The following is a 12,701-nucleotide window of genomic DNA, read 5'->3' on the forward strand; positions in this document are numbered from 1 at the left end:
CTCAGCACCCGAAAGACAACGTTGTCCATTCAGCAGGAGCGTGGTACAACGTTGTCATTCTGTGTTTTTGCCATCACCTTGCTCAGCTATTGAGCGCTATAGGCTTGTTGGCCTACAGGATGCTGTGACTGACCAACAATCAAAATAATAAACCAAGAGGTGTAACACGATGTTTAAACGCTCCCAACTCGGGCTAGGCGTCGCCTTGGCTTGTGCGCTCGCCAGCGCCAATAGCCAAGCTGCCGCGCCCGCCACGCCCAATATCGCCTGGCTGCCTTCCAGCTTTGAAAATGGCAACAACCTCACCGTGCACTGGGATATGTGGTGGGGTACTAACGGCACACAATGGACGCTTACCAACAATGGCGCTGTGCAATGCCAAGGCACACTCACCGCCAACGGCCAAAATCAACAAAGTGCCGAATGTGCCAGCAACTATTCTGCCGGCAGCCACCAACTCCAAGTGCAGCTGTGCAACACCGATGGCTGTACCAGCAGCAATATTGTCACTATCCAAGTCGCCAATGGCGGCAGCAACAACATCCCGCCAACCGTTAATCACGCTGCGCCAAGCACTGCCACCGAAGGCGACAATATCGATTTCACCGCCAGTGCCAGCGACACCGATGGCACCATTGCGCAGGTGGCCTTTTACCTAAATGGCGCCCTACTCAGTACCGATACCACTTCACCCTATAGCGTCCAATGGCAAGCCTTGGCTGGCAACCACACGGTCTACGCCAAAGCCACCGACAACCTCGGCGCCACCGCACAATCGAGCAGCAGTACCCTTGCGGTAACTGCCTTACCAAACCAAGCACCGCAGATCACTCTAGCGACTGTGCCGGCTAACCTAATGGACGGGCAAGCAACCACATTTAGCGCCACGGCAACGGACGCCGATGGCCAAATCAGTGCCGTGCGTTTCTATGTAAACAATGCGTTATTAGCCACCGATACCAGCTCGCCCTACCAAGCCAATTGGCAGGCACAGGCCGGTGATCACAGTGTGTTTGCAGTAGCGGTTGATGACGACAACGCCGAAACCCAAAGTAGCAGCCAGGCCTTCAGCGTGGCCGCCGATTCCAACGTCGCGCCCAGCGTGACGCTGGCACCACTTCCCAGCGGCATTATCGCCGGTGATCAAGTGGCGCTTTCGGCTACGGCAACCGATGCCGATGGCAGCGTAACGAAAGTTGAATTCTACCTAGACAATCAACTGCTCAGCACCGACACCAGCCTGCCCTTCGAGGCCGGCTGGACCGCCACAGCCGGCAGCCACACAGTGATTGCACGCGCCTACGACAACCAAGCCAAAACCGCCGATGCCTCGCAAACCGTGACCGTTGCAAACGACGGCTCGGTTAACCACGAAGACTGCCGGCCCGATGGCCTGTACGCCACGCCCGGTATCGATGTGCCCTACTGCACCGTGTACGACACAGACGGGCGCGAGCTGATGGGCAGTGCGACGCGCCGAGTGATCGGCTATTTCACCAGCTGGCGCACCGGCGGCAATGGCCCGGCGTATTTAGCGCACCAAATCCCGTGGGATAAACTCACCCACATCAACTACGCCTTCGCCCACGTGAACAGCAATAACCACGTATCGGTTGGTGCAAACTCGCCCACCAACGCCGCTACCGGTATGGAATGGCCGGGCACGGCCGGTGCCGAAATGGACCCCACCCTGCCCTACAAAGGCCACTTCAATCTGCTCAATAAATACAAGAAGCAGTACCCGCACGTGAAGACCTTGGTGTCTATTGGCGGCTGGGCTGAAACTGGCGGCTACTTCGAAGGTGAAGGCCGCGTGGACTCCGGTGGTTTTTACACCATGACCACCAACAGCGACGGCTCGGTTAACAGCGCCGGCATAAACACTTTTGCCGATTCCGTGGTGACTTTCCTGCGCACCTACGGCTTCGATGGTGCCGACATCGACTACGAATACCCAACCTCCATGAAAGACGCGGGCAACCCGCTCGACTTCGCCATTTCTAACGCCATGCGCGGCGGCTTAAACGCCTCGTACAATGTGCTAATGAAAACCCTGCGCGAAAAACTCGATGCCGCCGGCGCGCAAGATGGCAAGCACTACCTGCTCACCATCGCCTCGCCTTCGTCAGGTTATTTGTTGCGCGGTATGGAAGCGTTTAAATCGGTGCAGTATTTGGATTACGTCAACATCATGTCTTACGACTTGCACGGTTCGTGGAACCAATTTGTTGGCCCCAACGCCGCGCTATTTGATAACGGCGAAGATTCGGAACTCATTAAGTGGAATGCCTACGGCGGCCAGTATAAAAATATTGGCTACTTAAATACCGATTGGGCCTACCACTATTTCCGCGGTTCTCTGCCGGCCGGTCGCATCAACATCGGCGTGCCTTATTACACCCGCGGTTGGCAGGGCGTTGAAGGTGGCACCAACGGCTTGTGGGGCGAAGCCTCGCTGCCTAACCAAGGCGAATGCCCAGCCGGTACAGGCTCAGGCGAAACCAATAAGTGCGGGTATGGCGCCATTGGTATCGACAATCTTTGGCACGACAAAAACGAAATGGGCGATGAACTCGGCGCCGGCTCAAACCCCATGTGGCATGCTAAAAATTTAGAAAATGGCATTCTGGGCAGCTACCTAGAGAGCTATGGCCTAGATCCCACCAACAATCCGTTCCACCAAATGCAAGGCGCTTACGTGCGCCACTACAACAGCACATTAGTTGCACCTTGGCTGTGGAATGCACAGAAAAAAGTTTTCCTATCCACGGAAGATGAGCAATCGATTAATCGCAAAGCCGACTATGTGGTTGATCAAGGCATTGGCGGCGTGATGTTCTGGGAGTTAGCGGGCGATTACCGTTTCAACGCCGGCACCGGCGAATACGAAATGGGCCAAACGCTCACCAGCGCCATCGCGAGTAAATTTGCCAACGCACCTAAGTACGGCAACAAACGTGCGGAAGTAGCTTTGCCGAGCGAGCAATTGGATATCAGTTTTGATCTCACCAATTTTGCACTCGGTGATTCCAACTACCCCATCACGCCAGACTTAATTATCACCAATAATTCCGGCGTCGACTTACCGGGCAGCACCGAGTTCTATTTCGATATAGCTACCAGTGCACCGGATAACGTTGCCGACCAAAGTGCGGCGGGGTTAACCGTGGTTGCCAACGGCTCCAATGCCTCCGGTAATAATATCGGTGGTTTGGATAACAATTTCCACCGCGTTAAAATTGCCACGCCTAGCTACCTCACGGTGAAGCACGGTGAATCTTGGAAAGTGGTAATGAAATATTATTTACCGGTTTCTTTACCGTCAAACTGGGAAGTAAAAATTGGCAGCCAACGCTTTGCTTTACAACAAGAGTACCCCAACCTACCTGCGGGTGTTGTAACTGGCGGTAACGGTGGAGGTAATGGCGGCGGCAGCGGCACAGGCAATTGCACGGCACAAAATATCGACCCAGCCAACTACCCGGCCTACCCCAACTTTCCCCAGAAAGATTGGGCCGGCAACCCCTCCCACGCCAACGGCGGCGACCGCATGACGCACAGCAGTGCGGTGTATCAAGCCAAGTGGTGGACGGCGAGCCAACCCGGCGGGAGTGATTGGGATTTGGTTTGTGGTTATTAGTTAGTGGGTAAAAGCGTTTAGATTTTTTAAACGTTAGGAAATGGAAACGGGGCTTAGCGCCCCGTTTTTTCTGGGTCTTTAAAATAATGAGCGCTCAATTGTGGACGAAAACCAGATCTCGGCGGTGGTCGATCTCCCCAGCCATTTCACCGCTCCAGCATTGCTGTCCGCAATGAGTCGCTCTCGCCACGTCCTCGTTTGTGGCTTGCCTACAGGATGTAGGTACACTTGGTGGACAGGACGTCGGAAGCCCGCATGCCCAGAAGAGTGTTAGTGAAATGGCTGGGTAAATCGCCTTAGGAGTTGGGTGCGGGGTTCGGTGGGTGCAATATTGAACTTCCGTCTATTCAACAAACATCTTACTAATTTTCATTTTTCTGTATGTGAATACTTTAGGGGCTGAACCGGTCCTAAAGGCGGTCTATCCGCGTTATCTGCAACCAGGAGGAATCAAGTCGTTACGCGTTAGCGAAGCCGGCACGTCTACGCCTTTTATGCCTGTCTTACCTTTCTGCATAACCAGTTTTAGAAAATCAGCGTTGCGCTTAAGCCAATGAAACGGGGCCATCGCGTTCGGTGAATGTATATTGTGCTGCGGGCCATTTTCAATAAAGTAATCAGCCCACTGCTCCTCTCCTACAGCTAACTTAGCCAAGCAGAAACTAATATAGCTTTTTCTTACAACACCCCGGTGGTCAGCCAAATCACTTAGCTTCAACTGATCAAAGAAATCCTGTTCGCTGGCAAAATTAAAACGCAACTCTATTGCCTCAATCGCACTCCAATAGGGGCCCAGAAAAAAATCCATAAATTCTTCAAGTTCATCCGACCGATAGAAATGCCTTGCTCCTCGCTCACCAATTTCTAGCGGAAAGGAAAAATCGGCAATACCCTTCCGATTTAAATTACCTTCTGGATAAATATATTGATAAGCTAATGTAATCGACTTAACGGCAAAGCAGTAACCTGGCTGTATTAAACAGCCACCTGCCTTATATACCAGCGGAGCCACGCTACGCTTGAAACCTTTAACATTACTGTTCCTCAACCAAGGTCCGGTTAGCTTCCAACCGATACTTTTAAAGGCATCATTTAGCGCCATTGTCACCGCCGCTTTCATCACTACTAACCCTCGCTATTAGGGATTAAAATTACAACCTTATTACCGGGGTATACGATGCCATTGGCTGTCGCAATCGGCCCAAAGGCCTCGGTTGTTTGCCCCTGCTGAATAGCGCCGTAGATCACCTTCTGTTTGCCCGTCAAAGGTGCTGTCATGGTGCTCTTTATCTCAACCACGACATTTCCTTCCACGCTTAGTTTAATGTTATCAACCACATCACCCAACCCAGTCGCCAGCCCATCGTCTCCCACTTTTACCTCATAGGCGGTGAATCCCTCCGGCACGGGAACCGTGCCACGTTAAAAAAACTTTTCCCGCCTTAATACATTGAATTCATCAAGAGCAGGCCCTGATTTTGGAATAGAAAATACTGCTTCCGGGGATTCCCGTTTCGCTAGGCGAGAGATAGATTGATACCAATATCCGCCCACCTTAACAATCCCCAAATCTTCCCACGGTATAGAATCAAGCATTTTAAAATCAACCACAAAATGTGATTCAACGTTTAACTTCAATCTATCGACTGGAAAATTAAATATCTCCAGCGCACCAGTGAACCCACTAACATCAACGATTCCAGTTACTGCACTGGCCTCCATTTCATGCAAAGCGGTATCTTTGTAGAGCCTTTTAATAGTTAAAAACTTTGTCTTATCTCCTGAAATAATTACATTGTTCAATAAGGCGCTAGCGGAAACCTCCATTTCCTTTACAGCCAGATCTATAAATGAAACATCTTCCAAAGAAACAAATCTACCGATACTACATATGCTATTTAGAACAGAGCATTTTGAAAAAATGGTATCTTCGATTCTTATGTTTTTTTAGGGCCATCTCTAAACTGCAAGGATTTGAATTGAACCTGATCATACACCCCGCATCTTAGCGAAAAGATGTCATCACCCACTAGAAAATCATCGTCTATACATACCTGTTTCATCCCACTTCCCTCATAAATTTCCATTGCTTAACTTTAAGTCTTCAATAGAAAACGCATCATAAGTTATCACAATGTTCACTTCCGCTCTATCTTGGTGCTTTAGAATGCTAGCTTTCGAATTGGTGGTCACTTCAAAAGCGACCATAGGGTCAGTGTCGAATGGCACTAAGTTAAGCCTGATCTTGGGGCTGTAAATGCGATAAAATATCCTCGTATTCAATTACGGAAACGCCTCTATGCAGCTCTTTCTTTCGCCCGACTTTAACATTCAAAGCCTACGAAGAAAACCGAAGTCTGCAGCGCAAAAAATAAAGGAATTTAAGGAGAAAATTCAGTCCCACAGCCTGACCAATATTGGTCGTGTGCTTGAGGCATTTATCCCTGCATCGCTATTCGATGAACATCGACCTAAAACTTCTAGACGACGTATATTCAGCATCGAGAATACGTTTTGGGGGCTATTTCTTCAAGCCCTGCAGCCAGATAGTAGTTGTCAGTCAATTGTTCATCAATTTCGAACTTCTGAAAGGGGTAATAAATCTAGCATATCAGCATCTACTTCAGCGTACTGCCAAGCAAGAAAACGCTTACCAACTGAACTATTGTCGACCATTTTTAATCACACGGCGCAGCTAAAGGATACTAAGCATCCCCTTTTGGGGCGGCGAGTTGTGTGCGCCGACGGAACTGGGCTTTTAGCAGCTGACACGGAAGAAAATCAAGGTGTGTGGCCTCAGCAATCGAGCCAAAAGGAAGGCTGTGGTTTTTCGCAGATTCGTTTGTGCGCTTTGTGTAATTTACATACTGGCGTTGCAATAGACTACCGAGTAGGTAATAAACGCTCACACGAATTACCATTACTTAGAGATCAAGAAAATAGTTTCGCTAAAAATGACGTTTTTATTGGTGATAAGGGCTTTATTTGCTTTTATGACCAGGCTAGATTACTAGATATTGGAGTTGACTCAATCGTTGCTCTCGCACGTCGAAAGCCTGTCTCAGCAGGTGACGCCGAAAAAATTATTGGTGATAATGATCTTCTAATTAACGTGCCAAAATTCACTAGCACTGTGGCTCGAAGTCGATACCCAAAAGAGCGTTGGTCTGCATTACCTGATGCTATTCAGATGAGGCAGATAAAAGTTGATTTCAGCTTTCCGGGGTACCGTTCAAAGGGAGTTTACTTGCTAACAACGCTGCTGGATGAGGTTAGGTATCCTGCTGCATTGATTGCGGAGCTTTATCGCCAGCGGTGGGGAATTGAGCTCTACTTTCGTGACCTTAAAACTACTTTGGGAATGGAATTTATTAAAGCAAAAACACCTGAGATGGCTAGAAAAGAAATCCAGATGTTTTTTATCGTATTCAACGTTATACGCTACCTAATGTCGGAAGCTGGAAATGGTTCAGGTGATATCGTTCTGGCGTTTAAATCTTGCGTACAAACGTTGATATCCTATTGTAATAACGGCAACACTCTACCCACCAAAACCTCTGTAATGAACATAAGTTTTTTGCTAAGCGAAATCATGAAGTGCACGCTCTACCAAAGGCAAGGGCGGATTGAGCCTAGGCAAATAAAACAAAGGCCAAAACCCTTTAAACTCATGACAAAACCGAGATCGGTATTGAAAGAGGAAATGCTATCGCAGGCGGCTTAACTTAGTGCCATTCGGGTCAGTGTCATTGATTTTACGCGACACATGAAAATTCGGAAATTTTTGGTCAATATAAGATGTCAGGGTCACGATTACATTTCACAAAGATCAGATGCCATGTCTATAATCTATTGGGATAGATGAAAATAGATAAGGAGGTTTGCAATGGGTAAATGGCTAGGGACCGCCCCACTTTCCAATCGAGGTAATTATACTCACGGAGCAAGTCTTGCCGTAAAGTACAACAATCACAGCTTAGGAAAAGCGAAGCTTTCCCAAGAAAATCTTAATGCCATAGGCGGCGCTTACGACCTTGCTGTTTCCATGCTAGCGTCCGCTATTGACCTAACCACTGATGTGTTTCACGGTTTTGACCGATCTGACGGCGGGCCATGGGGAAATACATATAAAGACCACATCGAAATGTACTTTGGCGATAACCCTGACGTGTCAACTGTTTTAGTCACGTTGCTCACCACCAAAAGAGGTCTACAGAGCAACAGCGACCAGAATCGCTTGTACATATATAGCGGCAAGGGAAAAGGGTTTTCTAAAAATACCGCTGGGTACGTTGCGCAATATGCGCCGAATGCAAAGGGTAGACCGCAAGTTGAAAGTCATACGGTTGGAAACCCTGTCGCTGGCATTAAAACACCGCGAGAGAGGGGGCATATCCATATCAGATTGGACGATAATGAAAATGAAATGGCACAAACGATCATTCATGAGGCGACCCATCGCTTTGCCGGCACTGGCGACTTTGCCTACCAGCACGACGGGGATAAATGGACAAATCTAAGTTCCGGTGAACGATTGAATAATGCGGATTCCTATGCCCACTTTTGCTCTCATGTACATAGGATGCGGTAGCTTTTGGGGGCTCTTAAGGTACTCAGTAAACTAAGCGCATAACTCCCTTTGCTGCTCAAACCAAGCTCCAATTTAACCGTTAAGTTTGATGAGCCTTATAGTCTTCGATCAACTGTATAACCCTCTGCCTTGTCTTCGCGATTGAAGAAATATAGCGAACGATACTGCTGGGTATACCTTCAAAGAGATCTTCGCAGGCATCAATGTCAAAGTTGTCGCCTGGGTTGGGAATATTTGCCCCTTTGTTGATGACACGGGTATTAACGACCGCTTCGAACGTGGGGGCACTGGCCACGCGATCGAATAGGTTTGCCTTAGCTGGGTCAATGCCTCGCCATTTTAACAGGGTCGCTAAGATTGAGGTGTGATCGAAGGGATATTTCGAATCCAGCGGTTCGCGGAAAACAGTCCCTTCCGGTACCTGCGGCGACACTAGCAGCGTGGGTACCCGTACGCCGTAAAGATTAAATTTGAAAGCAGAGTTACGACTTTTCTCGTCGCCCGGATTAACCGCACCCCATGCTGGTGCATGGTGATCATAGGTGCCACCGTGTTCGTCGAAGGTGACAATCAATAGCGTTCTCTCCCACGCTTTGGGGTTAGATTTCAACGCGGTATAGACATTATGTAACAGTTTTTCGCCATACCTTACATCGGTGGGTGGATGATAGTCGTTACCTTGTCGCATCGTATGAGGCCCAGCGCCGTATCCCCACTTGGGCTCAATGTAGGAAAAGGCCGGTAGATTTCCGGCTTGAGCGCGCGCGTAGAAGCCCATATCGGGGGCGTCGATTTTGCGTATGTCCAACAGTGATTTATCCACTGTATTCATATTTGGAAAGGTGTATTGAGTGAAGCATTGATTGTCGTGCCACGTTTCGTGGAAGTAGATTCCCATCTCGGTCTTTTTGGCCGCCAGTGCATTCCATATCGTGGGGGTTTTAAATTGTTCAAGTGCCATTATATTTTTGTTTTTTAGCCGCCCAAGCGACGTGCCACAGAGCGCAAATGCGCGGTTCGGATTAGTTTGAGTTGGCATTGAGCTATACCAGCGATCACTAACGGCGTACTGTTTTGCAAGGCCATTTAGCACCGGAAGTTCCGATGGCGTGTAAGTATCAGTTATCTGTAGTGTTTCGTTCCAGGTGTCGTCGTCGGCATCAAAATCTTGCAGGAAACCCTGCATAAGAGCGGGCTTGGCCTCCTGAGGCGGTACTTTCACGGTGTGCTCTGCATCGCCGAAGAGCTGATTCATAACATTTGGGTAAGCTTCGTTCGGGTCTAGATTCGGGACGGTAAAGCCATTTTTCCCCACGCCCTTTTTTATCGGGTAATAGGTAACTGGACTCCAGTAGTGTGGTTTGAGTGGTAGTTTATAAGTCTTCTCTCTTAAGCCGTCGTATTGCGGTCCATGGGGAATGGGTGGAATCATATTTTTTGGGGGTTTGTCGTACAGCCAACCCAAAAGATTGTCGAGCGACCGGTTTTCAAACATCAGGTATACGATGTGATCGATGTTGGGTAGGATGCGGGTTTCTTCAGGGTGAGGAGGCTTGGGCTTTGTCATGTCTACCTATCCTTGTATGGTTGACGTGATCGATTTAGAGCGTTAACTAATAGCGTTTTGGCTAGGAAAAAGCAAACCCGATTGCCTTGATTGTATTTATTAAGAGCTGATTTAGTGGATTCAGATGAAAGTTATGGCACATCAATCGTCATTAATTCTTATCTGATCTTTTTTTTATAAACACACTAATGTTTATCTGACCCTGTTTTTCGATTAGGTTTTGAGGGCACTAGAATTAAGGAGGAGCGAGTTTTGAGCAACACACTAATATTCGGAAATTCAGGCTCAGGAAAATCAACGTTAGCTAAAAAGATTAGCACCGAGCAAAACGCCGCCCATCTAGACCTAGACACCATTGCCTGGCAAGCCTCCGTGCCGCCAATGCGAAAGCCCATTGTCGAATCAAAAGCAAAAATAGACAGTTTTATAAACGCTAATAAGCACTGGGTGATTGAGGGTTGTTATGCAGATTTGTTGGCGTTGGCGGTGGGCAATGCCGATAAGCTTATTTACTTAGACTTACCTGTAGCAGACTGCATTGCCAACGCCAAAAAGCGTCCTTGGGAGCCGCATAAATATGAAACAAAAGCCGCGCAAGATGCCAACTTAACCATGCTGATCGATTGGATATCCCAATACCCAACAAGAGACGATACCTTTTCGCGGCAGGCTCACCTAAACCTGTACGAGGCCTTCATCGGTGAAAAGGAGCAACGCCGATCGAGCGACAAGTGAAGCCAGCAGCAACTGATCAGACACCGTGTTATTGCGGAACCAAAAACGCTAGAGCTTCCGAAGATCGGCTCGGCACAAATTCGGTCACATCATAACTCGCTACTTTTTCACGATAAAACGGATCTTGTGCCAATATGTTTTCCAGTACGCCCCGACTTTCGACGGTTGCGATAATAACACCGCCCGTACGAGGCTCTTTCCGACCCGACAATTGAAAGTGCCCCAAGCGGTACTGTTCATTTAAGTATTCACTATGAGCCGAGATAAACTGATCCACCACTTCTAGTGGCTTGATATATGTAAGGGAAATGATGAACAAAGCAATTCCTTTTTTGAAACATGTGTGGTGGCAGGAACATGGTCAATGGTGGTCACGCAAGTAGCATCCAGTTAGACAGGTGCGACTTCGTCACTTGAAAGCAACATACGGCTCCAACTACTTAACAGCTCCCTGCGATGTTTTGGCCTGCTTAGCCTTGAATGACTAAGTGGAGGAGCCTTTCTTCAGCAAGGGGCGACGCAAGACAATCAACAGCCAGATTAATGAAAATATCACGGGAAATGAAACGTAATGCACGTACTTGGTACCGGAGATCATCAACTGAGCAGTCGCTACACCTGCTATCAATCCAGCAAATATGGGCGCCCAGTAATTATGCGAGTATGCCATTTTGCAACTCGGACAGATAACAGAAACCTTTTGCCGAAAATGAAAAACCTGCTTCCTACTTAGGTCAATCGCTTCGGAGCACTTAACACATTTCATACACAGATCTTCTCATCGAGTACCCCCTCAAGCACTCTCATCCACACAGCACTCATCCTGCAAAAAGCCAATAACCGCGTTTAGCGTTTCATATTCGGCAACGCAATAGAGGGTGCGGCTTTCACGTCGCTGGGAAATGAGGCCAGCCGAAACAAGACTTGAAATATGATGCGACAGGGTGGAATGGGGAATGTCCAACTTTTCTTGTAGCCCGCCCACGGCAATACCTTGGTGCCCCGCTTTGACCACGCGCTTGTAAATAGCCAAGCGCGTGGTATGGCCGAGCTCTTTTAATACCTTTGCGATATCGTCAATTTCCACAATCTGCATCCTCATTGCTAGCCCGAGCGCTTTAATATTTCGATATTACTAGAAATAACTTGACCAGACCACTGCGCGGACTTATATTTCGACAAACCTAGAAATATGGATTGTTCCTTATGTTCAACAACCCCATGCTCGCCGATACCTTGACGATGTTCCTGTTGCTGACCGTTGAGCTCACCGCGCTCTTTCTTTTGATTAGCTACTTTGTCGGTGTGCTGCAGGCCTACATCCCTGCCGCTACAATTCAAAACATACTCAGTGGCAATAAGGGCAAAGGCTACCTTGTGGCCGGCTTTTTAGGGGCCATTACCCCCTTTTGTTCCTGCTCGACCATTCCATTTTTAAAAGGTCTACTGCGCGCCAATGCTAACTTCGGCAGCATGATGGTATTTCTATTTGCCAGCCCGCTGCTAAACCCGACGATCATCGGCCTGCTCATGTTTACGTTTGGTTTAAAGGTCGCAGTGTTTTACTTCATGGTTTCCATGACGGTGGCCGTGATTGCGGGCTATTTGCTCGACAGCTTTGGCTTTGCACGGTATATCAGGCCAGAGGCTTATATCGCACCGAATGCGTGCGCTCAGAAAGTTTCATGTTGTGGCGAAGTGCAAATCATTAGCAAGTGGCGACAAATAGCGCAAACCACTTGGCTCGACTTTAAAAAAGTGCTTCCCTATTTATTTGTCGGCATTGCTATCGGCTCGGTAATTTACGGCTATATGCCCACGGAACTGGTGGCGCGGCTGGCCAGCGATAGCAACCCTTTTGCCATTCCGGTATCTGCAGTGATCGGTATTCCACTGTATATTCGGGCCGAGGCACTCATTCCACTAAGCGCCGCCTTGGCAAGTAAGGGGATGGGGTTAGGCGCCATAATGGCACTGATCATTGGTAGTGCTGGCGCTAGTTTAACGGAAGTCATTTTACTGAAGTCCCTGTTTAAGCATCAGATGATTGTGGCCTTTCTCGGTGTGGTTTTATCCATGGCCATTGGCGCAGGTTATCTATATTCAGTGCTTTTTTAACCGCTGCTGCGCAGATACGAAAAATACCTGGTTGCCACTTCGACCGTCGA

11 protein-coding genes are annotated in these 12,701 nt (G+C 48.4%); 5 read left to right on the forward strand and 6 right to left on the reverse strand.

Going from position 1 to position 12,701, the window contains the following annotated elements; all coding sequences use genetic code 11:
• Positions 1–169 precede the first annotated feature (169 nt).
• Entirely contained in the window at positions 170–3,640 is a 3,471-nt protein-coding gene (locus ACGHTT_RS16240) for a chitinase C-terminal domain-containing protein (RefSeq protein ID WP_390592007.1), read from the forward strand.
• Positions 3,641–4,070: 430 nt separating this feature from the next.
• Here the strand turns inward: ACGHTT_RS16240 and ACGHTT_RS16245 are convergent, their stop codons facing one another.
• Genes ACGHTT_RS16245 through ACGHTT_RS16255 form a run of 3 tightly spaced genes read right to left on the reverse strand, consistent with a single transcriptional unit; the run spans position 4,071 to position 5,506 of the window.
• A complete protein-coding gene (locus tag ACGHTT_RS16245) occupies positions 4,071–4,760 on the reverse strand; it encodes a hypothetical protein (RefSeq protein WP_390592008.1) in 690 nt (229 codons plus the stop codon).
• Between the two features lie 5 nt (positions 4,761–4,765).
• Positions 4,766–5,047, reverse strand: coding sequence for a hypothetical protein (locus ACGHTT_RS16250; protein WP_390592009.1), 282 nt, complete (start codon positions 5,045–5,047; stop codon positions 4,766–4,768).
• Between the two features lie 15 nt (positions 5,048–5,062).
• Positions 5,063–5,506, reverse strand: coding sequence for a hypothetical protein (locus ACGHTT_RS16255; RefSeq protein ID WP_390592010.1), 444 nt, complete (start codon positions 5,504–5,506; stop codon positions 5,063–5,065).
• A gap of 433 nt (positions 5,507–5,939) precedes the next feature.
• On the opposite strand from ACGHTT_RS16255, the gene ACGHTT_RS16260 reads away from it, so the two are divergent.
• Together ACGHTT_RS16260 and ACGHTT_RS16265 are read left to right on the forward strand one after the other, a co-directional pair.
• On the forward strand, positions 5,940–7,364 hold the full coding sequence (locus ACGHTT_RS16260; RefSeq protein WP_390591212.1) for an IS4 family transposase: 1,425 nt from the start codon (positions 5,940–5,942) through the stop codon (positions 7,362–7,364).
• Positions 7,365–7,526: 162 nt separating this feature from the next.
• On the forward strand, positions 7,527–8,231 hold the full coding sequence (locus tag ACGHTT_RS16265) for a M35 family metallo-endopeptidase (protein ID WP_390592011.1): 705 nt from the start codon (positions 7,527–7,529) through the stop codon (positions 8,229–8,231).
• Positions 8,232–8,310: 79 nt separating this feature from the next.
• Here ACGHTT_RS16265 and ACGHTT_RS16270 read toward each other — a convergent pair whose 3' ends face one another.
• A complete protein-coding gene (locus ACGHTT_RS16270) occupies positions 8,311–9,798 on the reverse strand; it encodes an alkaline phosphatase family protein (RefSeq protein WP_390592012.1) in 1,488 nt (495 codons plus the stop codon).
• Between the two features lie 252 nt (positions 9,799–10,050).
• On the opposite strand from ACGHTT_RS16270, the gene ACGHTT_RS16275 reads away from it, so the two are divergent.
• Positions 10,051–10,533 (forward strand): shikimate kinase, encoded by a 483-nt coding sequence (locus tag ACGHTT_RS16275; protein WP_390592013.1) that lies wholly within the window; start codon positions 10,051–10,053, stop codon positions 10,531–10,533.
• Between the two features lie 28 nt (positions 10,534–10,561).
• Here ACGHTT_RS16275 and ACGHTT_RS16280 read toward each other — a convergent pair whose 3' ends face one another.
• Together ACGHTT_RS16280 and ACGHTT_RS16285 are read right to left on the reverse strand one after the other, a co-directional pair.
• Positions 10,562–10,852: a YciI family protein gene (locus ACGHTT_RS16280; protein ID WP_390592014.1), complete on the reverse strand. Its 291-nt coding sequence runs from the start codon at positions 10,850–10,852 to the stop codon at positions 10,562–10,564.
• 474 nt (positions 10,853–11,326) lie between these two features.
• Complete coding sequence (locus tag ACGHTT_RS16285) at positions 11,327–11,629, reverse strand: ArsR/SmtB family transcription factor (protein WP_390592015.1); 303 nt, start codon at positions 11,627–11,629, stop codon at positions 11,327–11,329.
• 110 nt (positions 11,630–11,739) lie between these two features.
• On the opposite strand from ACGHTT_RS16285, the gene ACGHTT_RS16290 reads away from it, so the two are divergent.
• Positions 11,740–12,651 (forward strand): permease, encoded by a 912-nt coding sequence (locus ACGHTT_RS16290; protein WP_390592016.1) that lies wholly within the window; start codon positions 11,740–11,742, stop codon positions 12,649–12,651.
• The last annotated feature ends 50 nt before the right edge of the window (positions 12,652–12,701 follow it).

The organism is Simiduia litorea, assembly GCF_042853465.1.
In the GTDB taxonomy this organism is placed as follows: Bacteria; Pseudomonadota; Gammaproteobacteria; order Pseudomonadales; family Cellvibrionaceae; genus Simiduia; species Simiduia litorea.

Excerpts from the sequence above, each read along its gene's own strand:
- ACGHTT_RS16240 (WP_390592007.1), top strand. The coding sequence starts at position 170 with ATGTTTAAACGCTCCCAACTCGGGCTAGGCGTCGCCTTGGCTTGTGCG.
- ACGHTT_RS16245 (WP_390592008.1), bottom strand. The coding sequence starts at position 4,760 with ATGAAAGCGGCGGTGACAATGGCGCTAAATGATGCCTTTAAAAGTATC.
- ACGHTT_RS16260 (WP_390591212.1), top strand. The coding sequence starts at position 5,940 with ATGCAGCTCTTTCTTTCGCCCGACTTTAACATTCAAAGCCTACGAAGA.
- ACGHTT_RS16265 (WP_390592011.1), top strand. The coding sequence starts at position 7,527 with ATGGGTAAATGGCTAGGGACCGCCCCACTTTCCAATCGAGGTAATTAT.
- ACGHTT_RS16270 (WP_390592012.1), bottom strand. The coding sequence starts at position 9,798 with ATGACAAAGCCCAAGCCTCCTCACCCTGAAGAAACCCGCATCCTACCC.
- ACGHTT_RS16285 (WP_390592015.1), bottom strand. The coding sequence starts at position 11,629 with ATGCAGATTGTGGAAATTGACGATATCGCAAAGGTATTAAAAGAGCTC.
- ACGHTT_RS16290 (WP_390592016.1), top strand. The coding sequence starts at position 11,740 with ATGTTCAACAACCCCATGCTCGCCGATACCTTGACGATGTTCCTGTTG.